This is a genomic window from Bradyrhizobium sp. WSM1743, assembly GCF_000473065.1.
Taxonomy (GTDB): domain Bacteria; phylum Pseudomonadota; class Alphaproteobacteria; order Rhizobiales; family Xanthobacteraceae; genus Bradyrhizobium.
Genome location: NZ_AXAZ01000002.1, coordinates 101,891 through 124,745, shown reverse-complemented (window position 1 = coordinate 124,745; position 22,855 = coordinate 101,891). Strand labels below are relative to the sequence as shown.

Below are 22,855 nucleotides of genomic sequence, written 5' to 3'. Positions count from 1 at the left end.
TCTGATTTGTTACGAGACTCGGGCCGGCGAAACGATCGCAGGAATGGAAAGAAACATGGGCGTACCGCCGAGGGTGCTGAGACCAAGGTTGAGCTCCGGGCTTTTGCCGAGAGTGTCGGGCTTGGCCTGTACCTCGCTCTTTTCGCCGGCGTCTTTGTGGACTGCGGCCTTATCGTGGTCACCCTGCTCGGGCACCAAGGTGTGGACCACCCTGTCGAAGACCTTGTCCACGGTCCCGCCCAGTGCCGAACCAATGGCGGCTCCGGCGGGACCGCCAAGGTATCCGCCGGCAGCGCTTCCGATCATTTCTCCGATCATCGCATTCTCCTATGCTCGTCTTGTTGCGTTCAATAGACGACTGCTCGCCTAGATTTCAGCGGTCTCATGCTAGGGGCGCGACCTTTCGAGAAGCTGACGAGTCTCACGTTGAGGCGCTTGAGTTGGTCTTTTGCGGCAGCCTTGCATCTGCTCGCAATCATTCGGCTCGCCCGGGCGTTCCCTGCCGTGCGTGTAGTCGGCTTGGACGAGGCGGGCTGAGTGGTGCTTACCTGCGCGTTCAGCAATGATTTTACCTCACGGAGCCTGCTGCGGAGCATGTGGCTTGCGTGCAGCGAAAGGGCGAGGCGGAAGCGGACGACAGGGTCATCGAGTTGGGCAGGTGTCGGTCTGCGCTTCACTCGTCCGTTCGCCTAACATGGGCGGCTGGCGAAAGCAGGTCTGGTTTCTGGAAGTCTTGATGCTGGGGAAACTGACCGTGTCGCCTCGGGCGTTCACAAATCATCTCTGTAGGCGTTCCATCGCTGCTCGCCGATAGTGTGCAGGACCGGCGGAGGCGCTGATTGCGTGGTGCTATGGGATGATTGGCCGATTACCGGCAGCCGTCGCGTCACTCATCGTGAACACATGTGCGGGCGCCTTTGCTCCAGACGATTGTTGCCAAAGGGGAGGAGGCCTGAAGCTTGCGATACAGTTCAGCAGAGGTCATCGGACATCCGATCGATGTCAAAGTGGGGTGCGACTTCGGTCCCTCATCGTCGTCAGCTTTTCGACAGATATTGGGGCTAAAGTTTCTGTGAGTTGAATGTGCGGCATGTGCTCGTGCCGTTACTGCGGCGGGATGAGTGGAAGGATCTCATTAGGGCTGCTGGTTCTGGCAAGGAGGAGCAGCCATTCGCTCCGATGGGCAAAATGGTGCGTTCTCATGCAGATCTGAAGCGGCGTGCCTTGGTTGACTATGCGCGTAACGCTCGCAGTTATACAGCTTTCTTCTATGCAACAGGAGTGAACTAAATGCAGTATCTTCCCGTGGCCGGTCTCCCCGTGGTCAGCGCGCTCGATTCGATGAACGGAGTGGCGCCAGAAGGTGCGGTTGTCACTCCCGCTTTCAACGCCTTGCTGGGGCCCAGTGCGGTAGTTCCGAGTGTCGTTCCCGTCGCCGTGACCCCAGTCATCGTTACGACCCAGGCGTACATGATGGCGCCTCCTCCTCCCACCATGCTGATGAGCCAGTTGAATCAGAATTCTCAGCCTGCTGTGGATCCAGTGTGGACGCATGAGGTCAAGGATGGCAAGGCCACGATCAACCTTGGCGATAAGTATACCGTTACGGCCAATGAGAAGGATGGCACCTGGACAGTTCGCAATAACCAGACCGGCCATGTCACAGTGATTCATGGCGACCCCCACGTCGATGCCGACGGAGACGGCAAGGATGACTTCGATTTCAAGAAGGACATGACGTTCGAGCTCGACGACGGCACGAAAATTACTGTCAATAATGTCGACTACGGTAATGGTCAGGCCATCTCCTCAAGGCTTACCATTACGAACGGCCATAACGCGATGGTTGTCGAGGGGCTCGGGGACGACAAGGATGGCAAAAACAATCTGAGGGTGACGCAGTCCAATGCTGGCATGACCCTCGACGAGCTGACGTCCGATGGTGCCCAGACGATCCATGAGAGTGGCCAAGGCTGGGTCGATGGCGCCGGACGCGCGGTGAATCAGGCGAGTATCGATGCTGGCGAAGAAGGGCGCGGGCCGGGCAACTACCAATATGCGAGCGCAGCGCCTGCCTCTACGGCCCCCGTCTTCTTCGTTCCTCCGCCGCCGCCGCCTCTCGCGATGGTGCCCGTTGCGGTCGCTCAGGCACCCGCGCAGTCATCTCAGCGGTCGTCTCTGCCGGCGCCGGTGTGGTCGCATGAGGTCAGGGACGGCGTGGCTGAGATCAAGCTTGGTGATAAGTATTCGATCTTGGTCGCCGAAAATGACGGGACGGTGCTCATTCGTAACAATCAAACCGGTAAGGTCACGGCGGTTAAAGGCGATCCCCACGTCGATGCTGACGGTGACGGCAAGATCGATTTTGACTTCAAGAAGAATATGACTTTCCAGCTCGACGACGGCACGAAGATTACCGTCGACACCGTCGATATCGGCAACGGCAAAACCATGGCCTCGAAGCTGACTATTACCAACGGCGACAATGCCATGGTTGTCGAAGGGCTGGGAGACCGCTTCGACGGTAAGAACAATCTGAGGGTGACGCAGTCGAATGCGGGGCGTGCGCTTGATCAGCTGACATCGGATGGAGCGCAAACGATTTATGAACAACCAGGCTCGGGCTGGGTTGATCGGTCTGGACGCCAAGTGAACCAGGCGATCATCGATAGCAATGAGAACCCAGGCGCATCGTCGGAAGCTTGACTTGGTCGCATGCCTGACTGGTACTGGGCAGTGTTCCAGCTTATCGGGTAAGTCACTGAAGCGGGCGCTAGCGCCCGCTTTTCGTGTTGGGCGAGAGATGAGGATATTAGGTGCGGCGGCGTATCGATCCAGGATCGCCGCTCTCGTCGCGCGATCCGGGCGGTCTGAGCTTTGGCGCCAATCGTACCGACAAACAGGCTGTGACTTAGGATCAGGTACCCGCAACAACCTTCAATGCTGGTGCCAGCGATCGAGCAGTTGCGCAGGTATGAGCGCCCCGAGCGCCAAAGCTGCCGATTTAAAGGAAAACTTAGAAGGCGGACGAGTTCGCGGGCGGCTGCAGATCTAATCGAGAACATCCTAGCTCGCGCAATTTATCATCAGAATGAAGCGGTCCGTGAGCGCTCCGCGTGAACCCGCATCGGAGAATATGGGGTAGGTCGCTGGACTTGGGGTGCCCTTAAGCTTGGGCCACCGTTAACCCTCCTGAGTTGCAGTGCAGCTTTGCCACTGCGGAAGCCAAAAGAAAGTCGCTGCGGCGCTTTCCGATAGATCCGAGTGCGATCGGATTTGCGGACCCGCTCGCGCCGCCGACCTGGAGGATCACCTAAGACGCGTCCAGCTGCTGTTATTGCCAGGTCTGGCTTGCTTCGCCCGATCGTTCTCGATTTGACCGTGCGTCCGACATCCTTTCCCGTGCGCGTCCGAGAATCCGGGGGGCTACCCATCATCTAGCTCGCTCATGGCGTCATCCATATCCGACTGGAAATCGCTTATGACTTGGGTAGCGACGGAAACCAGAGCTTTTTCGAAGGCTCGCTGCAACAATGCTGCGGGCGAGTTGTCGCCGCCGTTCCCGGCGTTATCGGTGTTTGGACCAGCCTCTGGCCCCGTTGCTGCGATATCGGCTACGCCTGCGTCCATGTCGTAACACCCAGATAGCGGCGTTGCCGCGAGATGACCTATTCTCGTCATGCTAGCAGGGACAGCTTGCGAGAAGCTGACAAAGAGTGAGGCCCTGCCGATGCGATGATTCCTGCGCGCAGTGATGACAGGTTTGGTTCCGCGTCGGCGAGTTTTGATGCGCAAGGACTGTGCTGGCTCGAAGCTTTTGGCAGCCGCGTGTCCGCCGAACATCGGCGCGCATCGGTTCGGCTCGAGGCGCACCTAAGAGTACGGATCGGATGGGCATCTGCGTTCCACTACTGTGCAATAGAGAGCTTGGGTCTCTGTCTCACGATGCGAGCCGAAAAAAAAGCACGATGAAGGTGCACCTCGCCCAACTTCTGAGATAGGTCATCGAGTACTTGGAAGCAGCAGCCTTTGGTTGGGCTGCAAAATGAGATGGGAGACAGTGGGTGCGAACAGATTTTTCGCGGATCAATCGGTCTAAGGCTATCTTCGACGATATTTATGCTTTGGATGATCCGAGGGCATACTTCACTGTTCTCGGAGGCTTGGATTATATGATCCCTGACGTGGCTGAGCCGGTGGTGCGGCAAATTCTAGCAGCGAAAGCTTCGGCAACCGGCCTTAAGCCGGTCGTGCTTGACGTCGGCTGTTCATACGGCATCAACGCGGCGGTGCATCGCTTTCCCCTGACCTTCGGGGGCCTGCGTCACCGCTACGCTCGGCGCGAAATGAGGGCGATTAGTTCTGAGACACTGGTGCGTCTTGATCGCCATTTTTATGCAGCTTGGCCTGATGTCGGTTTGGCGCGGTTTATCGGCCTCGACGTCTCGGCACCGGCAATCAGCTACGCAACAAATGTCGGTCTGCTGGAGCAGGGCATTGTCGCTGACCTTGAACAGGAGCCGCTATGGACAGACAGCGCGCACATTCTCCGCTCTGTGGATGTTGTCATGTCGACGGGGTGCATCGGCTACATCACGGAGAAGACGTTCAGCAAAATTCTCGATGCGACACACAAATGCCCATGGATCATCTCCTTCGTGCTGCGCATGTTTCCATTTGAGTCTTTTGCCTCGACGTTCGCCAGTCGTGGCCTTGTGACAGAACGTCTTTCCGGCGCGACCTTTGTCCAGCGTCGCTTTCGCGATGCTGAAGAGTTTGAAGGGTGTTTGGCCAGCTTGGCGGCTCTTGGCCTTGATGCTACCGGTCTTGAATCAGAAGGGCTATTTCACGCCGATCTGATGTTGTCCCGTCCTGAGGCGGACGCGCGCGCCACTCCTCTGCAAAGCATTGTCACCGTCGCCAGCGGCAGGGGGCGGCCGATTGGGCCGCGTTACGTCCATGTTGAAGGGGCCGAGGGCTTGCAGGTCGCGCTTGAGCCGTAATAGGTCAGGAGCCGCTCCCCTGCGACAGTCCGTTCGGCGCTGATCAAGAACTCTAACTTAGCGGACAGGGATTACCAAGTTTCCGTTCGGCGACTCACAGCATCAGATCAGTTTTCTGGCGGCGCGAAGTGCGCAATTCTTGTTCAAATTCCGACAGCGGCACAAAGCCCGTCGGGTTCAAAACACTGGTCGCCGTGAAGTGTCGTTGAGCTATTCGTGCGCAATTAGGCACTTAATGCGCGCAGACGATGCTGGCACGGACGTTGCTAGTAAGGTGCAGCAGTACTGAAAGTGCTGAGCACACCCAGACGCGACTCGAGCGATGCTCTCCTTCCTTGAACCGATGTGGCCCGCTTGTGAGAGGACGAGCTTGTTCTCTGTGACTTTGTGTGTCGTCGCGCTTAGCGCGGCGACACCGACATTCGCTACGGATCTCGTTCGGCAGCCCGTCTACACCAAAGCACTACCCCTCTCGGTCGCGGTCGACATCGGAGATCGGTAGCACAAAACGTCGCGCAGCCTACGACAATAACTTTGGAGAGTAACATGGCGCTGGGCTTAGAATCCCCGGCTCCCCCGATCAAGGTGGAGAACTGGCTGCGTGGTCAGTCCCTCACGAGCTTCCAGCCCGGGAAAGTGTACATCGTCGAATTTTGGGCAACTTGGTGCGCACCGTGTGTGGCGGCGGTCTCCGGTCTGGTACAGCTGCAAGAGAAATACAGAGATAGCGGAGTTGAGGTCCTCGGAATAGCAGCTAGTGAGCGCGCTCAAACAGCGGAAGAGGCCCGAAGCAAGTTGGACGCATGGTTAACAGAAAAGTTGCCGAATCTCAACTATCGGGTCGGGTTCGACTACACACGCGAAATGAACAAGCTTTGGATGGAGTCCAGCTTTTCTGTTGGGATTCCCACCTCGTTCGTCGTCGACCGCGATGGCCACATCGCCTTTATCGGTTCCCCGACGCAACTCGAAGACGTCTTGCCGAAGATTCTGACCGGCAGCTGGTGCATCAGCGATGAGGCGAAAGCCGCCGATGCAGAGCGGATCGCCAACGGCGAACGCACAATGCCGATCTTCGCCAAACTGACGCCGGCGGTAAAGGCGCAGGATTGGGCGAAGGCGCTTTCGGTGGTCGAGGAAGCCGTCGCTGTTCTGCCGGATGACTTGACCTTCCGCGTGCTCCATGCGGATCTGTTGCTTCACAAAATGCGCGACTTGCAGGCCGGCCTGCCGGTGATGCGCCAATTGGTTCGTGACGCGATCAACAAAAAATCCGCGGCTTGGATGGCGCAGGCGATGCACCAACTCTTTGATCCGGCGAATGACAACTCTCATTTGCCGCGGGCCGAGCGCTTTGCGATGGGCAATGAGTTATCCGAACACATTCTTGCAGTAAATCCTCCGCAACGCGGCGAGGCCCCTAAGTTCGTGTCCTATCCGGCGGTCGCCCAGTACTATTACGAGAGCGGCAACAAGGATCGCGCGATCGAGTTGATCGAGGTGACGCTGAAGTCGCTGGACGGCCCAGCACCTATCCCGGACAACCTGAAACAGGAGGTTATGCCGGAATTGATCCAAACGCTGGCCAACTACAAGGGTCAGAAGGCTTGCTATGGGTCTCTTTGTGCGACTCCGCAACCCGGAGTTTCGCAGAGTACCAAAGCGCAAGCGCCGGAGGAGAGAAGATGAAAAAGAATAACGATCTGAGCTGCTCGCTGGTTAATTCGTCCATTTATCCGATGGGCCATTGCCAATTAACGATCAGCGAGCACGGCGGTGGATCGTTTGTGGCACGTTGGAAGGTCGGATTGCTATGACCTCCATCCGGATCGACGGCGAGGTGATCTTCCAGGTGAAGTCGCGCCGCGATCCCATAACGCAAAGTCTCTGGCGGTCATATGCTGAAAAGTTCCTTCATCAAAATGCACCTTTGCGTACAGCCATCGCCGGCCGGAGCGACTTGGACATCCCCACGCTTCTGCAGACGGGCCAAGATGAGTGACGCCGATCCCGCCTACCTGGCTCACGCAAGCTCGGATCGCGCAAGGCTGGCCGATATCTCACATCGATGCTCTCAGCCCGAGGAGCTCGCAAAGCGTGAGGCGCTTCAGCTAAGCGTTTACGCGAAGAGTGGGTGAAATGGGTAAGAACATTTCGGCCGCAGCCCCGGACCCCGGGCATTTATCGCATCCCTCGCACGGCGCGCCAAGCATTGGGCACATCGGGTCTGGATCGAACGGCTTTTACACCGCGTGTGCCACAACCCCATAGCGCCATGACCAGTCAAGATGACAAACGACCCGCCGCAATCGGCTTGGTTCTCCCGTTTGCGTTAGAGCACTGGCTGAAGCAGCCAGTTCGTGCCACGATTATCCTCGTCGGCTTCTTAGGTGCGACGGTCGCCGACCTGTTCATGCCGGTCTATTCCGGCCGTCTGGTGGATGCATTGACGTCGGGCCCCTCCGACCAAGCTGCGCGACATGCGGCACTGATTGCGCTCGCTGGTACCCTCGCGCTTGGTCTGCTCTCAATTATATTGCGGTTTACGGGCTTGCAGGCGATCGTGCCGTTCACGCTGAAGACCATGTCGGATGTGGCCTGCGGGGCCTTCATGCGCGTGCAGCGCTTCTCAACCGACTGGCACGCTAACTCGTTCGCCGGCTCGACCGTGCGCAAGATCACCCGCGGCATGTGGGCGCTCGACCTGCTCAACAATACGATCCTGATGGCATTGTTGCCGTCGCTCGCGGTGCTCGTGGGCTCAACGATCCTGCTCGGCCTGCATTGGCCCGAGCTCGGCGCCGTGATCGGCCTCGGCGCAGTGATCTATGTCGCCATCACGACGGCATTCACGATCGGCTACATCGCGCCGGCGGCGCGCGTCTCCAACGCTTGGGACAGCAAAGTCAGCGGCACGCTAGCGGACGCGCTCACTTGCAATACTGTGGTGAAATCCTTCGGTGCTGAGGCGCGTGAGGATGCGCGGCTTGACGGTGTCGTCAGACGCTGGCGGGCGCGGGTGCAGCGCACCTGGCTGCGGTCCAACGGCACGAGTACGGTGCAGCTCGTGATGCTCTTGTGCTTTCGTGCTTCGGTGATCGGCGGCGCCATCCTGCTGTGGATAGCGGGGCGCACCTCTCCGGGCGAGGTCGCCTATGTGTTGACAAGCTATTACATCATCCACGCCTATTTGCGTGACGTCGGGATGCACATCAACAATCTGCAGCGCTCGGTGAACGATATGGAGGAACTGGTTACCATCTATGGCGAGCCGATCGGCGTTGTCGATGCCCCCGACGCCAAGCCGATCGACATTCACGGTGGGAGAATCACGTTCGAGGACGTCACCTTCCTCTATGGCGGCGATCGCGTGCCGCTCTACGACGGATTATCGATCAACATCCGCGCCGGCGAGCGGATCGGTCTGGTCGGGCGCTCCGGCTCCGGCAAGACCACGTTCGTCAAGCTGCTTCAGCGGCTCTACGACGTCTCCGGCGGACGGATCCTGATCGACGGGCAGGACATCGCGCTGGCCACGCAGCAATCGTTGCGCAGCCAGATCGTGATCGTGGAGCAGGAGCCGATCCTGTTTCACCGCTCGCTGGCTGAAAACATCGCCTATGGCCGACCCGGCGCCAGCATGGCGGCGATCAAACAGGCAGCGAGGCTCGCCAATGCGCATGACTTCATCATGCGATCGCCGAAGGGCTACGGCACACTGGTGGGTGAGCGCGGCGTAAATCTGTCGGGCGGCGAGCGGCAGCGCGTTGCGCTGGCGCGCGCGTTCCTTGCCGATGCGCCAGTGTTGATCCTGGACGAGGCGACGTCGAGCTTGGATTCGGAATCGGAAGCGCTGATCCAAGAGGCGATGGAACGGCTGATGAAGGACCGCACCTCGATCGTAATCGCGCACCGCCTGTCGACGGTGCGCGGCCTCGACCGCATCCTGGTGTTCGATCGCGGCGAGATAGTCGAGCAGGGCACGCATCCGGCACTGATCGTGCAACCCGGCGGCATCTATCGCAGTTTGTTCGAGCGGCAGGCCGTCGAGTTCGGTCCGCTCTCGGCGGGAGGCCAGCCTAAAACATGGCTGGCCGCATCTCCGTAGCCCTAGTGCCATTTGGCCGTACTGGAGGGACATGAGCATGGCCTGATAGTCCCACATCGCTTTTGCAATCTGGTGACGGGGCGCGCGTGAGCGTTGATGCAAAGGCGCATGAAGAGTTCTTCCGGACGTGGCTCGCAGACAGGTTGTTGAGCCGGGCCGGCCGTTCCGCTTAAGCGAGGTCCGCGGCGACGGCAGCGGGATTACGGAGGCACGGCGGACGCTGCCGCAGGATGCGCGGGTACGCGGCGGCTTGGTGTGACCCTGGCGAGCCTCTGCCATCTCGTTTGGGGTGGTGGTGGCGCGCAGCAGCGGCCGCGAGCAGGTGGTGTTCGGCACGGTGGCTGCCACAAACAAGGCAGCCGTCCAGACCTCGCAGGCTCATGCTGGGGACCTTAGCTTTCGAGAAGCTGACGAATCGGATGAATATAGGCTGACGCCGGATGGACCGACTTCGCTCGAAGCGGTTCGCATCTTCGACCATCACTTCTGGCCTGGACCGGCTTCGCGCGAAATGCCCTCCTGGTGTGGCGTTTCGAGAGAACCTTCCGGCCGCCCGTCCCGAAAGACCGTGCTCGAAGAGCCGCGAAACAACATCAAAACCGACTCACGCTGTGGCTTTTCGACCGCGACGGGATTGCGCCGGGCCTGCGCCTCCGCCATTAGGCCCTTAAGGGTCTGGTCCACCAGCGCAACAAAACGGGGTGGGCCAGAAGCAAGGATGAGGCCCTCTCCCGGAGCCGGTTTCACGATATAGCGCTCATCAGAGATGTTGAGCGCGTCGAGCGCGGACTTGAACGCATCGAAGCTGATCGGGTTCAACACAATCAACCGGCTTTGCGCCTCCTGGGCAGCGGAGATGTAAAGGACCAGCCCGTCGTAATACCACTGAAGATTGTAGAGGGCGGTCAAACGGTCGAGGAATTCTCGTGGCGGCAGGTCCGGCATTCGTCCGCGAATCCGGCCCCTGACCTCGGCGCTGACATTGACCCTGATATTGAGATTGTTTCCGAACTCCTGCAGCGCCGCGGAAAGATCCTGATCGAGAACGGTGTAGCTATAAGAGGCGGACGGCAGTGAAAGGGATGCGCCAAACGAGCGCATCATTCCGAGACAGACGAAAACGCCGACACAAAGAATGCTTTTCAAAATTTGTACCATGGTGGATCGCGCGAGCATTCCTGGACGCCTTCCGGTCATGATGAAGTTGGAATTTCACCCCGGCTTGGAAGCCAAACGTGATCTTTAGATGACGCAGTCAGCCCGATCTTCGTCAGGTTTTCGTCAGCTCTCCAGCCTATGAACTTCATCGGTTCGTCGGTCAAAACGCCGAGGTCTCATCACACAAGCACAATGACTCATTCCTTGTTGTTAGGCGCAACGCCGATCTCTCCCAATTCAGCCGACTGTCTTTCCAATGCCTGCTCGCCGGCAGTTCTTGGCGAGCAGGTGCGCTTTGAGCAGTCCCTGGCGCAAGTAGCTTCCAATCAGGGATCTGCTTCCTCGCTCGCGGGCAGGCCCGCAGCGCCTCCGCCGATATTGGAGGTCCAGCGCACGAATGTGCTGGCAAATCCGCCGGGTGACCGAATCCTCCAAACCCTTTCGAGCATTTACCACGGCGGTGCCATTCCTTCGGCGATTGCGCCAGCTGCCGTGACTGGCGTGCAGCCTGGGCCGGCTACGCAGCCGCTTTTGCAGACGGACAGCGCCGGTGCGCATACGACTGTTAAACCGGTTGGAGCCGACTTCGATTCGATGATAACGAATCTGCGAGACGTATACAGAGACGTCATTCAGGTTTCTCTCGTCTCCAAGGGCACCAGCGCTGTCAGTTCGTCGCTAAATAAGCTGCTGGCGGCCGGCTGAGTGCGTCGATGACTGGCGTGATGAAAAGGGGGAACTGTGGCGGCCGTCTTCGCATGTGTCTTGCTCTGCCCTTTCTCTTCCCGCTGATCGGCTGTAAGGCTGATCTCTACACTAAAATTCAGGAGCGCGAGGCCAATGAGATGCTCGCGCTTCTCCTTGGCAAGGGCGTTGATGCTGTCCGTGTTGTCGCCAAAGACGGAACCAGTTCAATCCAGGTCGAGGAAAAGCAGCTCGCCTATTCGATTGACCTGCTAAATGTTGAGGGGCTGCCGCGCCAATCCTTCAAGAATCTCGGCGAGGTGTTCAAAGGATCGGGCCTCGTTGCCTCACCGATCGAGGAGCGGGCACGTTACGTTTACGCTCTAAGCGAAGAATTGTCGCGCACCATCAGCGATATAGATGGCGTCCTTTCAGCACGTGTCCACGTCGTTCTGCCGAAGAACGACTTGCTGCGGCAAGATGCGACCCCATCCTCGGCCTCGGTGTTCATTCGCCATGGCTCCAACGCGAAACTCTCGGCCCTGTTGCCGCAGATCAAGATGCTCGTCGCAAACAGCATTGAAGGGCTGTCTTACGACAAGGTCGCGGTCGTCTTCGTGCCGGTCGAGCGCGCTCCGCTCGAGCAGTCGGCCGCGCCGCCAGCCGCTGCGGCTCAGTCAGCCAGAGCCGGTTCAATGCCGTTACTTGCCCTTGCTGTGGCCGGCGCCGGAGCGGTATTCGGCATCGTAGCTTACGTAGTGCTGGGCCCGCGTATGCGTCAGTTTGGACAATCATCGCGCAAGCTGAGCATGTTCGGTAGACGCTCGAGTGTGCCTGCTGAGCAATCGGCTGGCAAAAAGATGATTGTTGATGCGACATAGTCGGGACGCTCATGTCGGCATCGATGTCATCCACCGAACCCAATCGTTCCTTCACGCTCGCTGCCGATCGGCTGCGCGAGCTTGCTGCCTCGGTCGATCCCAGTCGTTTTGCTGGGCTTCTTGACCCGCTGCTTTCGCCTTCCACAGTGGTTCGGCTACAGCAGAGCGCCCGGCTGCAGCCAAGACTGGCGGAACTGCTGCTGGGCAGCGAGGTGAAGGTGGGCAGCGCCGACTGGAACGAAGATCCTCTCCTCGGCCATGAACCGCGCCGGGCTGCGCTGCTCGCGGGCAGCATCTGGCATGCACGCTCCATCCTCAAGCTGGTTTCCAGGCACGATCTGTCGGTATTGGTCGAGATGATCGGGGCCGAAGCGCATGCTTTTGCAGTACGACATCTATCCAGTGCCGTCGCAACGACCCCTATCGTCGATCCAGAGCAATTGGCCCGACAGATCGAATATGACGGGCATGCTTGTCTCGGCGCCTGGCTCGAAGAGGCTTCATCGCTTGATCGTATCCGCGTGCTTCTACGCTTGCCCATTGGCACGGCCGCGGAGAATCCTGCTGCTGAACACCGTAGCGCAGCAGGCCCGCTACTTTCCCAAGTCGTGGCCCATTTGGGCACAGAGGCTGCGAGGGCATGACGGCCGATGCCCCAGCATCGCCCGCGGCCCCGCAGATTCGGCCTCTTGGACCGCTGATCCCAGCAACGCAGCTCGAGATCTGGCACGATGCCGTACGGGCGCGGGACGCTGCCGAGAGGCATCTGCAGCGGGTTCGCGGTTGGGCACGCCAGGCGTATGAGCGGGAACGGGCGCGGGGCCGCGCCGAGGGCGCAAAGGCGGGCGCAGAGGAAATGGCGCGGCTGATTGCCCAGGCTACTTGTGAACTGGCGCAACGGAAGGCGGTTCTGGAGCGGGAATTGCCGCAGCTGGTCCTTGAGATCCTTAGCGATCTGCTTGGCGCGTTTGATCCGGGCGAGATGCTGGTGCGCGGCGTTCGTCATGCCATCGAACAAAGATATAAGAATACGGAAGTTTGCCTTCACGTGTCCCCAGTGAAAGCCGACCTGCTGGCCAGTGAGTTCAAGGACTATGACGGACTGGAGGGGCGGCCGAAGGTCAGGATTGAGGCGGATCCGGCGCTGAGCGCGGATCAATGTGTCTTGTGGAGCGAGTTTGGCAATGTCGATCTCGACCTCGACGCGCAGCTGCGAGCGCTACGTCTGGGGTTTGGTTTGTCGCAGGAGGGTGAATCGTGACCGTGCAACGACCAACCCATGATGCCGCTGCCGCAGAAGGAACTGTAAGGGCCGCACTCTCATCCTTGAGATCTTCCGCCAAGCAGATCGATACACGCGCCGTCCGCGGCCGGATAACGCGGGCAGTCGGCACGCTGCTGCACGCTGTATTGCCGGAGGCGCGGGTCGGAGAACTATGCCTATTGCGGGATCCTCGCAGCGGATGGTCGCTCGAGGCCGAGGTGATCGGTCTGTTGCCGGACGGGGTGTTACTCACGCCGATCGGGGACATGGTGGGGCTGTCCAATCGTGCGGAGGTGGTGACGACCGGGCGAATGCAGGAAGTGGCTGTCGGCCCCGATTTGCTCGGCCGCGTCATCGACAGTTTTGGCCGTCCGCTCGATGGCAAGGGCCCGATAAAAGCCGGCGAAGCCCGCCCGCTGCGCGGCAGGGCACCCAATCCGATGAAACGGCGCGGGATTGAACAGCCGTTTCCGCTCGGCGTCCGTGTCCTGGATGGTCTTCTGACGTGTGGAGAAGGTCAGCGGATCGGAATCTATGGTGATGCCGGTTGCGGAAAGTCGACGCTGATGTCGCAAATCGTAAGAGGCGCCGCGGCCGACGTCACCATTGTTGCGCTGATCGGCGAACGTGGTCGAGAGGTGCGTGAATTCATCGAACGTCATCTAGGCGAGGCCCTTCGCCGTTCCGTCGTTGTGGTGGAGACCTCCGACCGTTCGGCGATGGAGCGGGCCCAATGCGCCCATATGGCGACGGCGCTGGCCGAATATTTTCGTGATCAGGGCCTTCGCGTCGTTCTGTTGATGGATTCTTTGACGCGCTTTAGCCGCGCCATGCGTGAAATCGGCCTTGCCGCAGGAGAGCCGCCGACCCGGCGCGGTTTTCCGCCCTCTGTTTTTGCGTTGTTGCCGGGCTTGTTGGAGCGCGCCGGTATGGGCGAGCATGGCTCTATTACGGCCTTCTATACCGTGCTTGTCGAGGGTGATGGTACGGGTGATCCAATAGCGGAAGAATCACGCGGCATCCTTGACGGCCATATTATTCTCTCGCGCGCGCTGGCCTCTCAAGAGCATTTTCCGGCTATCGACGTGCTGTCGAGCCGCAGCCGCGTCATGGAAGCCATCGTGTCCGTGCCCCATCGCAAGGCGGCATCCTTCTTCCGTGATCTGCTCTCGCGCTACGTTGAGGCTGAGTTCTTGATCAAGGTCGGTGAGTACAAGCAGGGCTCTGATCCGCTCACCGATCGGGCCATCGCCTCGATCGAGGAGCTGCGGGCCTTTTTGCGGCAAGGGCAGGGCGAGACGTGCAGCTTTGAGGAGACGGTCGCATGGATATCGCGTCTGACCGCCTAAATCCCGTTCACGCCTCGAAGCTGCGGCGCGTCAAGGACATGCGGGAGCGAAGCGCCCGTCGTGAATTGTCCAACATGGAAGGCAAGCGCCATCTCGCGATTCAAGCTGTCCAACAAGCTTGCGAACATCTTGCAAATGCCGAGGGGCGCCGCGCAACAGTCGAGGCGGAGCTCCATCGGGAGATGCTAGCGGCCGATGCGATATCGGTCTGCGAACTGCAGCGACGCTATCATCTCATCATCGGGCGGCTCACAGACGAGATCGCAGCGGCGCAGCGAGTTCTTGACAAGGCCCGTGCTACTCAAGAGCAAGCTGAGGCTGCGGTTCTTGAGGCGAGGGCCGTTTGGACCAAGCGTTCAGCGGCGAGCCAGAAATGGCGTCAGATCGATGGCGACGTTCAGCGCATCACGAATGCTCATTTCGAAGCCGCCGGCGAAATCGAAGCCGATGATGAAGTCTTGCTACGCTACCGGCGAGCGCCCATCAGGGCGGACGGGAGGTGAGCCGACGTGATTGCAGATCCTCTTTCGCGGGAGCCAGGGGCCTGCGACGCGGAAGCCGCACCGGCGACATATCGGCCGGCTGAGCCCGCAGCCTTTATGCCGACGCTGACCCTCTCGCACGCCGTGGCCTCTTGGCTTAACGAGATCGCAGCGTTGCGTGCGCCTCTGCAAGGCCGCCTCGGCGAGAAGCCGCTATCTGTGCGGGTGAGCCGAACCGTCTGGCAGGCGGAGCCGGCTGCGACGTCGATGCTTGACTGCGTCTTCGAAGTAAATGGTGAAACCTTGATCCTATCCTTGCCCGGTCCGCTCGTGGAAGCGCTGATTGGAACCGTGCAGGATGGCCTTACCTTGCCTTCTGAGCCGACGCGTTCGCTGGTCCTGGAACTTGCGATTGAGCCCTTGCTTGCTACGCTGGAAAAATTGACGAAGCGGGATCTGCAGCTTGTTCGCACCGAGGAAGCGCGGAGTACGAAGCCTTATCTTGAATTTGATGTCGCCTATGGTGATCTCGCCAGCAAGGCTAGGCTGCTTCTATTCTCGTCTCTCGACGGTCTGACGCCGCCGGTCTTCCGCGCCCTCGGTGAGTTTTTTGGCCGATCGCCGCGACAGAAGGCCAAACTGCCTTCCGAATTCCCGGTCATCGTTGCAGGCCATATCGGCTCGCTCCGCGTCGCGATCGGCGTTCTTCGCCAAGCAGGGCAAGGCGACGCGCTGCTCCCGGACGCAATTCCCCTCGCGCAAGGCCAGATCATTCTCGCTGCAGACCGATTGTGGGCCCCTGCAGAGATCGGCGGCGACAGGCTGGTGCTGCGAGGACCATTCCGATTGCGATCCCACCCCTTAGAAAGTGGAGATATGATGCCCCAAAGCCAGGTGCAACAGCCGCCCCCGTCAGAGGCGGATATCGACAGCATCGAGATCACACTCGTATTCGAATGTGGCCGCTGGCCAATGCCGTTGGGAACCTTGCGAACCATCAACGAAGGCCACGTGTTCGAACTTGGCCGGCCTCTTGACGGGCCGGTCGATATCCTTGCCAACGGCCAACGTATCGGCCGTGGCGACATCGTGCGGATCGGCGAGGAGCTGGCCGTCAGGTTGCGCAGCAGGTTGGCGCTTAATGGCTGAGATCCAACCCAGCATCCTTGCGCTTCTGGCGATAACCGTCGGACTTGGCCTCCTGGCCTTTGCTGTCGTCACGACTACCGCCTTTGTCAAGGTGTCGGTTGTTCTCTTCCTAGTGCGCAATGCGCTGGGGACTCAATCGATACCGCCGAACATTGTCCTTTACGGAGCGGCACTGATCCTGACCGTCTACATCAGCGCTCCGGTCTTCGAGCAGACCTACAACCGCCTTACCGATCCGCAGCTTCGCTACCAAAGTTTCGATGACTGGGTAACGGCCGCCAAGGAGGGACAGGAGCCGCTGCGTGCTCATCTGAAGAAATTCACCAATGAAGAGCAGCGCAGCTTCTTCCTGTCGTCCACTGAACATGTCTGGTCGGAGGAGATGCGCGGCAGCGTAACGGCAGATGATTTCGCCATTCTTGTGCCATCGTTTTTGATTTCCGAACTCAAGCGTGGGTTCGAAATCGGCTTTCTTCTCTACCTTCCCTTCATCACGATCGATCTGATCGTTACGACGATTTTGATGGCCATGGGTATGTCGATGGTGTCGCCCACGGTGATATCTGTCCCCTTCAAGCTCTTTTTGTTCGTCACTATCGACGGCTGGTCACGTCTCTTGCACGGGCTGGTATTAAGTTACACGACGCCAGGAGGTTGATCATGAACGAAGCCAGCATCCTTACGCACCTGAGTCAATCGCTCGTCCTCTTCATGATCTGGGTTCTGCCGCCGCTGCTGGCAGCTCTCATCTCCGGACTGATCATTGGCCTCATCCAGGCGGCAACTCAGCTTCAGGATCAGACCCTGCCACTGACGGTCAAGCTTCTGGTCGTCGTCGCCGTGCTCGCCGTGTTTTCTCCCGTGCTCAGCGCTCCACTGATCGACCAGGCCGAGCACATTTTCAGCCAGTTTCCAGCACTCACCGCAAGATATTAGCAGAGCTTGGATGGCTGGCCTATCACCGGCAGAGGCGCAAGCTCTCGTTCAGGGCACGATCGAGCTCGTCGCCGCAATGGGCCTGAGTGCGGCCCGCGCCCTCGGCATCATGCTGGTGCTTCCCGTCTTCACCCGAGCGCGTATCAGCGGCCTGGTTCGGGGAAGCCTGACGATTGCGATCGGCCTGCCGTGCCTTGCTCACATCAAACTAGGTCTGCAGGACCTTGACCCAAACACGCGCCTGGTCAGCGTTACCATGCTTGGCCTGAAGGAGGTGTTCGTCGGTCTTATGCTCGGCATCCTGCTCAGTATTCCACTATGGAGCATACAGGCGGTCGGCGACATCATCGATACCCAACGAGGAATTTCAAGCCAAGTTGCGGGGGAGGATCCGGCGACGCACAGCCAAGCGTCCGGGACCGGGCTTTTTCTCGGTGTTACGGCAGTTACGATCTTCGTTCTGGTCGGCGGGCTGCAGACCATGGTCAGCGGCCTTTATGGCAGCTACCTAGTATGGCCTGTCTATCAGTTTCTGCCTGCCGTGACAGCGCAAGGGGCAATGGAATGTCTGGCCCTTCTCGATCGTATCATGATGACGACCTTGTTAGTCGCCGGGCCGGCGCTGATCCTGCTGCTGCTGGTCGATATCTCGGTCATGATGCTCGGCCGTTTTGCATCTCAGCTCAAGCTGAACGATCTCTCCCCAATGATTAAGAATGTTGCATTCGGCGTCATCATGGTGAGCTACGCCGTCTATCTGCTTGAATACGCCGGAGCTGAAATCCTGACCTCGAACAATATGCTCGAGTATCTGAAGAAGCTGTTGAAATGAGCTCTACGAGTGAGGAGAAAAAGCTTCCTGCGACGCCCAAGAAGCTGCGCGATGCCCGCAAGAAGGGACAGGGCGCGCGCAGCTCGGATCTGGTGAGCGGCATCAGCGCCTGTGCCGGTTTCGGCTGCCTGTGGTGGCGAGCGGGTGCGATCGAGGACAAGTGGAAAGAAACAGTCCAACTGGTCGATAAGCTGCAGGAGCAGCCGTTCACAAGCGCGGTGCCACAAGCGCTCAGCGGCTTGCTAGAACTTTCGATTGTAACTGTCGCGCCGCTGCTCGCCGCTGCCGTGACAGCAGCTCTTCTGGCCAATGTCCTGGCCAATGGCGGCTTTATGTTTGCTTCGGAGCCGCTCAAGCCGAAGCTCGAAAAATTGGACCCCATCAAAGGCTTGAAGCGCATCGGCTCTAAACGTTCAGCCATCGAGCTTGGCAAGACGCTGGCTAAAGTGGTTTTGCTTGGTGCGACCTTCTTTCTCATCGTAACCGCGAGCTGGAAGACCCTCGTGTACCTGCCAGTTTGCGGCATGGGCTGTTTTGGCTTCGTCTTCACCGAGGTCAAAGTGCTGACTGGGATTGCCGCGGGAGCTTTTCTGGTCGGCGGATTGGCTGACCTACTAATCCAACGCTGGTTGTTTATGCAGGACATGCGGATGACGGAAACGGAGGCCAAGCGGGAGAACAAGGAACAGCAAGGCAATCCGAAGGTGAAGCGTGAGCACCGGCGGCTGCGGCAAGAGTCGGCCAACGAGGCTCCGCTCGGCATCAGTCGGGCCACGCTGATCGTGCGGGGATCGGCAACGTTGGTTGGGCTGCGCTATGTTCGCGGCGAGACCGGCGTGCCGGTCTTGGTCTGCCGTGGCGAGGGCGAAGCTGCTTCACAGTTGCTTGGTGAGGCGCGCGCGCTGCGCCTCAACATTGTGGATGACGATGTCCTGGCGCGTCAGCTGCTCGGCAAAACAAGGCTCGGCAACCCCGTTCCCTCGCAATATTTCGAGCCGGTCGCAAAGGCACTCTATGCCGCTGGGCTGGTCTAGATCATTATCCTGACGCTGCGATCCGCAACGTGCGCTCGATGGAGGTAATTCTTGCGATTAAACAGATCCAGCCGCGGGCCCATACCGCTTGCTGGATACTCATGAGATGCAATCCTGGCTTATGCAATCGCCGAGCCGTTACTGAGTATTGATGAAGTTGTGTCATTCATGGCGATCATCGATGTTAGTCTGCCTGCGGCTTGTTCAAATGCATCACTGAAGATTTGGCGCGAAAAACTGTTTTGGATCGTTGTAGCTGTGGAACGCGGCACCGAACAATGTTCCGTCTCTGAGTTGCTTGAAAAGGCGCAGCAAATAGAAGCGTTAGCTCCAGATCACGGTCTTTGCAGTGACGTTTGTATCAAAGGGCCGCGCAATCGTGAGCCATCCAGAAAACCGCGAGTTCTGGCTCGAGCCATTTCAACGGCTTTAATCATGGCTCTTGAATAGACCCAACACTTTCTCGGCAGCCCCAGGGTTCGAAGGTTAGTCTCGAACCCAAATATCCCACAAGACAGGAAGCGGCTGGGTGGTCCAAGTTGGGAAGCGGTTACGATGCAGACTTTATACATTGCGGCCTCAGTAGGTGGGTTTGCTGTAGCTTGGAGGGCCATGTCATTGGCTAGATAACTCGCGCAACCGTTCGCAGGGCATCCGGCGATTGTGACGGCTACTGGATTTGGTAGGTTTGTTGTCTCCCGGCCCTGAGCTAGTGGTTAGAGCCGCTTTGACAGATGGGCCTCGCGCACAGGGGGCGCGCCGGGACAGGGGAAACTCGATGCGATTGACCGCGCTGGGCCGTACCTTTATTGCAGCCATCCTGTTTGCCTGTGGGGGAATAGGCAACGCGAGGGCCGACGATTCGGCGCTGCCTGTCCAAGTCATGACGCCGGCCGGCCAGAAGGCCGGCGCCGGCCAAACTCCTAGTATGCCGTCGGCGGCCGAGCAGCATCGGCTGCCGCCGGACTCCAGCACCAGACAAACGCTTGAGCTTCCTGGCAGGACACTCTCTTTCCTCGCGACCGCCGGCTCGATCCGTCTGTTCGACGACAAAGGCGAGCCGCAGGCCGATATCGCCTATACGTCCTATCAGCTCGACGGCACTGATCGCGGCACCCGTCCGGTAACATTCTTCTTCAACGGCGGACCGGGCTCATCATCAGCCTGGCTGCAGCTCGGCAATGCCGGACCGTGGCGGTTACCGATCAATGCGGACGAGGTCACGCCATCGAGCTTTCCGGAGGCGAGTCCAAACGCGGAAACTTGGCTCGATTTCACTGATCTAGTGTTTCTCGACCCCGTAGGTACCGGCTATAGCCGATTCGTGGGTGCCGGCGATGATGTACACAAGCGGCTCTATTCCGTTGATGGCGACGCCAATGCGCTCGCACTGGTGATCCGCCGCTGGCTCGAAAAGCATGATCGACTATTGTCGCCGAAGTACGTCGCGGGCGAGAGCTATGGTGGCATTCGCGGCCCAAAGATTGCCCACCAGTTGCAGATGCGGCAGGGCATAGGCGTTAAGGGTCTCATCATGATCTCGCCAGTGTTCGACTCCAGCGTCCGTGCGGGCCTGTTGGGATACGTCGCGGCGCTGCCAAGCTATGCCGCGACCTTCCGTGAAGCTAAGGAGCCGGTCAAGCGAGCCGATCTCGCTGACGTGGAGGCTTATGCACGCGGCGAGTTTCTGGTCGATCTTATGAAAGGCCAGCAAGACAAGGAAGCGACCACGCGTCTGGCCGACAAGGTCGCGGCGCTGACCGGCATCGACCAAGCGGTCAGTCGTAGGCTCGCGGGCCGCGTCGAACTCGCCGAGTTCCGCCGTGAGTTCGATCGTAAGAACGGCAAGCTAATCGGCAATTATGATGCCTCGGTGCGTGGCCTCGATCCGTATCCGGACTCCGGTTTCCACGTTTCCGGCGATGCCTCGAGCGATACGCTGCTAGCACCTCTGACCAGCGCCACTGTCGATCTCCTTACGCGCAAGCTTAACTGGCGGCCGGACGGCTCCTACGAGCTGGTCAACGGCTCGGTCGGGCGGGCTTGGGACTTCGGCCGCAGCCCTCCGGAGTCGGTTTCGCAGCTGCGCCAGATCCTTGCAACGGACCGAAAGTTGAAGCTGCTGGTCGGGCACGGCCTGTTTGACCTCGTCACGCCTTATCTCGGATCACAGATCGTGCTCGATCAATTGCCGCCATTTGCCTCGGCACCGCGCGTCAAACTTATAGTCTATCCGGGCGGCCACATGTTCTATTCACGAGACACCTCGCGCCAAGCTTTTCGTGCAGAGGTCGAAGCGATGATGAAGTAGCGGCGATGGATTGGGCGTAAGGTCCGGCGCTAGGTGAGAGCCGGCCAATGCGCATTTCCGTCTTAGTGTCCATTAATGGGTTCGGATGCGCCGAGCGCCGGCGCAGCTCGTGCTATGACACCGAAATCGTCTGCTTCTGGAGAGATGGAGGCGCGCGGCGGCAGTTGCGCATCATGGCCGCCTCGCGGAAAACACCAGCAATCCGCAATGAGCCACCTGTGGCGAGCTGATACTGTAGCGGCAGCTTCGTTGCCGGATGTGCGCTGCAGCCCGCAGTCGATTTAGCTTCCGGCTATACATGATACAACCCAGGCGCGGCAGCGCCTGGGCGGCTTTTGGAGTATCTCGGTGCCTTTAACTTAGGGAGCTCACGGCGGCGCAACCGCTAGATCTCCTGCAGACCTGGCTTCATCTATCGTGGCCAGAAAAGGCTTTTGCCGCGTCGGTGCCGAACTCCTTCATCAATTCCGCAGAACATTGTCATGAACGTCCAGGTCGCGGCCCGCTTGCGCCTACCGAGACCCCGAGGCTAACTGTAATCTCCTCCCCTTCCATCCGGCTCCATTCCGCCTTCGGGTCGCCCGTTCCAAATGGAGCTAAAAGCCGGCACTTTCCACCTTCGAGAAAAGAGTTCCGCTTTAGGCAATGCTCAATTTGAGCCTCTCGCGACCATGATCAAAGTTAAACCCGGCCAACTTACATCATCAACGGCGGATAGATCCCCACCCATTTTGGGGAGGTCTTCGCTACGATTTCTTCGGATATGCTGCTCCGCTGACCATAGTTTTCCAAGACAGAGCGAAACACACATGACTCAACGCGTGGATCTCGGACCCGGCAAGGCAAGAATTACCAGCGCCAAGAAACTTGCAAATCGTTCCGATCAGGGGCTTCTCAACGCCAGCGGCCAAAGAAATCTTTACGAGAATTACTCGTGCAACTACGCAACTCGGACCTGCATTCTTTCCCCAATGGCAGGAGCGGGGGCGGATACACTTGACCCTGAGCGTTAAGTTCGACGAAGGCCCGATAGGAACGTTCTCGCTCGATTGAGCTCTTGACGCATGACGATGCACGAAAGCTCTCGCGCGATCCCCAAGTTGCGATTTTCCGTAGGTCGCGGGCGCAGCATCGCGGTGTCCAGTCGCGTTGCCCTAGCCCGACAATGGCGCATCGCTGCAGTGGTGGCCTGAGAGCCGTGAGGACACAAGAACATCAATGAGCGCTAAGAACATGCGATAACTGGAGTGGTGGTTCTCACCAACACGTGTTTTGAAGGAAGCCTATGCAGGACCGCTCAATGGGAGAGAGGTGATGATTCGCTGCCTGGTACTGACATGGCCGCGTTCGATGAGGAGGGCTTATGTCCGCGGGCAGACATTGAGGCGGCTCGCCCGATCTGCGCAAAGCATACGAACCGTCTCTTCGCCAAAGTTTGCACGTCTGATGCTGAGAGCCGTCACCAGACCCGCAATCATGCTGTTTCGCCATGGTCCACTTTGGCACGAACATTCTCTCGACTAATAAAGCGCCGGAAATAAGTGCAAAGTGGGCGAGCAGCATCTCTGACCGCAGGATGCGTCGGAGCCCATTGCGGCCGGGTTGGAACAGTAATGGCAGCCAACGGGACCCATACTCGTTCGTGCGTTACCGGATCGCGTAAC

21 protein-coding genes are annotated in these 22,855 nt (G+C 59.1%); 18 read left to right on the top strand and 3 right to left on the bottom strand.

The features are described 5' to 3' along the window. Window positions 1-9: 9 nt before the first annotated feature. On the bottom strand, window positions 10-318 hold the full coding sequence (locus tag YU9_RS0102785; RefSeq protein ID WP_027571391.1) for a hypothetical protein: 309 nt from the start codon (window positions 316-318) through the stop codon (window positions 10-12). 972 nt (window positions 319-1,290) lie between these two features. On the opposite strand from YU9_RS0102785, the gene YU9_RS0102775 reads away from it, so the two are divergent. Further along, complete coding sequence (locus YU9_RS0102775; protein WP_027571390.1) at window positions 1,291-2,706, top strand: DUF1521 domain-containing protein; 1,416 nt, start codon at window positions 1,291-1,293, stop codon at window positions 2,704-2,706. A gap of 720 nt (window positions 2,707-3,426) precedes the next feature. On the opposite strand, the gene YU9_RS0102770 is transcribed toward YU9_RS0102775, so the two are convergent. After that, window positions 3,427-3,630, bottom strand: a complete 204-nt coding sequence (locus YU9_RS0102770) for a hypothetical protein (protein ID WP_027571389.1) — start codon at window positions 3,628-3,630, stop codon at window positions 3,427-3,429. 434 nt (window positions 3,631-4,064) lie between these two features. Between YU9_RS0102770 and YU9_RS0102765 the strand changes: the two genes are divergently transcribed. The 4 genes from YU9_RS0102765 (at window position 4,065) to YU9_RS0102750 (ending at window position 9,111) form a co-directional block, all read left to right on the top strand. Then, window positions 4,065-5,003 (top strand): hypothetical protein, encoded by a 939-nt coding sequence (locus YU9_RS0102765; protein WP_027571388.1) that lies wholly within the window; start codon window positions 4,065-4,067, stop codon window positions 5,001-5,003. A 546-nt stretch (window positions 5,004-5,549) separates the two neighbouring features. Beyond that, entirely contained in the window at window positions 5,550-6,692 is a 1,143-nt protein-coding gene (locus tag YU9_RS0102760) for a TlpA disulfide reductase family protein (RefSeq protein ID WP_027571387.1), read from the top strand. Next, window positions 6,689-6,820, top strand: a complete 132-nt coding sequence (locus tag YU9_RS50735) for a hypothetical protein (protein WP_256375853.1) — start codon at window positions 6,689-6,691, stop codon at window positions 6,818-6,820. The genes YU9_RS0102760 and YU9_RS50735 overlap by 4 nt, the downstream gene beginning before the upstream one ends. Window positions 6,821-7,278: 458 nt before the next feature. Continuing rightward, on the top strand, window positions 7,279-9,111 hold the full coding sequence (locus YU9_RS0102750; protein WP_027571385.1) for an ABC transporter ATP-binding protein: 1,833 nt from the start codon (window positions 7,279-7,281) through the stop codon (window positions 9,109-9,111). 480 nt (window positions 9,112-9,591) lie between these two features. Here the strand turns inward: YU9_RS0102750 and YU9_RS0102745 are convergent, their stop codons facing one another. After that, window positions 9,592-10,287 carry a secretin N-terminal domain-containing protein gene (locus YU9_RS0102745; protein ID WP_245266287.1) on the bottom strand — a complete coding sequence of 232 codons (696 nt, stop codon included), beginning with the start codon at window positions 10,285-10,287 and terminating at the stop codon, window positions 9,592-9,594. 120 nt (window positions 10,288-10,407) lie between these two features. On the opposite strand from YU9_RS0102745, the gene YU9_RS47355 reads away from it, so the two are divergent. From YU9_RS47355 to YU9_RS0102685, 13 genes are all read left to right on the top strand, one after another. After that, window positions 10,408-10,974 carry a nodulation protein NolB gene (locus YU9_RS47355; protein ID WP_245266286.1) on the top strand — a complete coding sequence of 189 codons (567 nt, stop codon included), beginning with the start codon at window positions 10,408-10,410 and terminating at the stop codon, window positions 10,972-10,974. 8 nt (window positions 10,975-10,982) lie between these two features. After that, entirely contained in the window at window positions 10,983-11,834 is an 852-nt protein-coding gene (gene sctJ, locus YU9_RS0102735) for a type III secretion system inner membrane ring lipoprotein SctJ (protein WP_027571382.1), read from the top strand. Between the two features lie 11 nt (window positions 11,835-11,845). Beyond that, the gene (locus YU9_RS40760) at window positions 11,846-12,478 is read left to right on the top strand and encodes a hypothetical protein (protein WP_036016860.1); all 633 of its coding nucleotides are present in this window, start codon (window positions 11,846-11,848) and stop codon (window positions 12,476-12,478) included. Further along, window positions 12,475-13,095, top strand: a complete 621-nt coding sequence (gene sctL / locus YU9_RS0102725) for a type III secretion system stator protein SctL (protein WP_027571380.1) — start codon at window positions 12,475-12,477, stop codon at window positions 13,093-13,095. The genes YU9_RS40760 and sctL overlap by 4 nt, the downstream gene beginning before the upstream one ends. After that, window positions 13,092-14,447 carry a type III secretion system ATPase SctN gene (sctN, locus tag YU9_RS0102720; RefSeq protein ID WP_027571379.1) on the top strand — a complete coding sequence of 452 codons (1,356 nt, stop codon included), beginning with the start codon at window positions 13,092-13,094 and terminating at the stop codon, window positions 14,445-14,447. The genes sctL and sctN overlap by 4 nt, the downstream gene beginning before the upstream one ends. After that, window positions 14,423-14,950, top strand: coding sequence for a hypothetical protein (locus tag YU9_RS0102715; protein ID WP_027571378.1), 528 nt, complete (start codon window positions 14,423-14,425; stop codon window positions 14,948-14,950). The genes sctN and YU9_RS0102715 overlap by 25 nt, the downstream gene beginning before the upstream one ends. Window positions 14,951-14,956: 6 nt before the next feature. Beyond that, window positions 14,957-16,078 carry a type III secretion system cytoplasmic ring protein SctQ gene (sctQ, locus tag YU9_RS0102710; protein ID WP_027571377.1) on the top strand — a complete coding sequence of 374 codons (1,122 nt, stop codon included), beginning with the start codon at window positions 14,957-14,959 and terminating at the stop codon, window positions 16,076-16,078. After that, on the top strand, window positions 16,071-16,736 hold the full coding sequence (gene sctR / locus YU9_RS0102705; protein ID WP_027571376.1) for a type III secretion system export apparatus subunit SctR: 666 nt from the start codon (window positions 16,071-16,073) through the stop codon (window positions 16,734-16,736). Before sctQ ends, sctR begins: the two co-directional genes overlap by 8 nt. A 2-nt stretch (window positions 16,737-16,738) precedes the next feature. Further along, window positions 16,739-17,014: an EscS/YscS/HrcS family type III secretion system export apparatus protein gene (locus tag YU9_RS0102700; RefSeq protein ID WP_027571375.1), complete on the top strand. Its 276-nt coding sequence runs from the start codon at window positions 16,739-16,741 to the stop codon at window positions 17,012-17,014. A gap of 10 nt (window positions 17,015-17,024) precedes the next feature. Continuing rightward, window positions 17,025-17,846, top strand: a complete 822-nt coding sequence (gene sctT / locus YU9_RS0102695) for a type III secretion system export apparatus subunit SctT (protein ID WP_027571374.1) — start codon at window positions 17,025-17,027, stop codon at window positions 17,844-17,846. Further along, window positions 17,843-18,880: an EscU/YscU/HrcU family type III secretion system export apparatus switch protein gene (locus tag YU9_RS0102690; protein ID WP_027571373.1), complete on the top strand. Its 1,038-nt coding sequence runs from the start codon at window positions 17,843-17,845 to the stop codon at window positions 18,878-18,880. The genes sctT and YU9_RS0102690 overlap by 4 nt, the downstream gene beginning before the upstream one ends. 168 nt (window positions 18,881-19,048) lie before the next feature. Then, entirely contained in the window at window positions 19,049-19,330 is a 282-nt protein-coding gene (locus YU9_RS47350) for a hypothetical protein (protein WP_156951639.1), read from the top strand. Between the two features lie 328 nt (window positions 19,331-19,658). Beyond that, entirely contained in the window at window positions 19,659-21,191 is a 1,533-nt protein-coding gene (locus YU9_RS0102685) for a S10 family peptidase (protein ID WP_084298887.1), read from the top strand. Window positions 21,192-22,855: the final 1,664 nt, after the last annotated feature.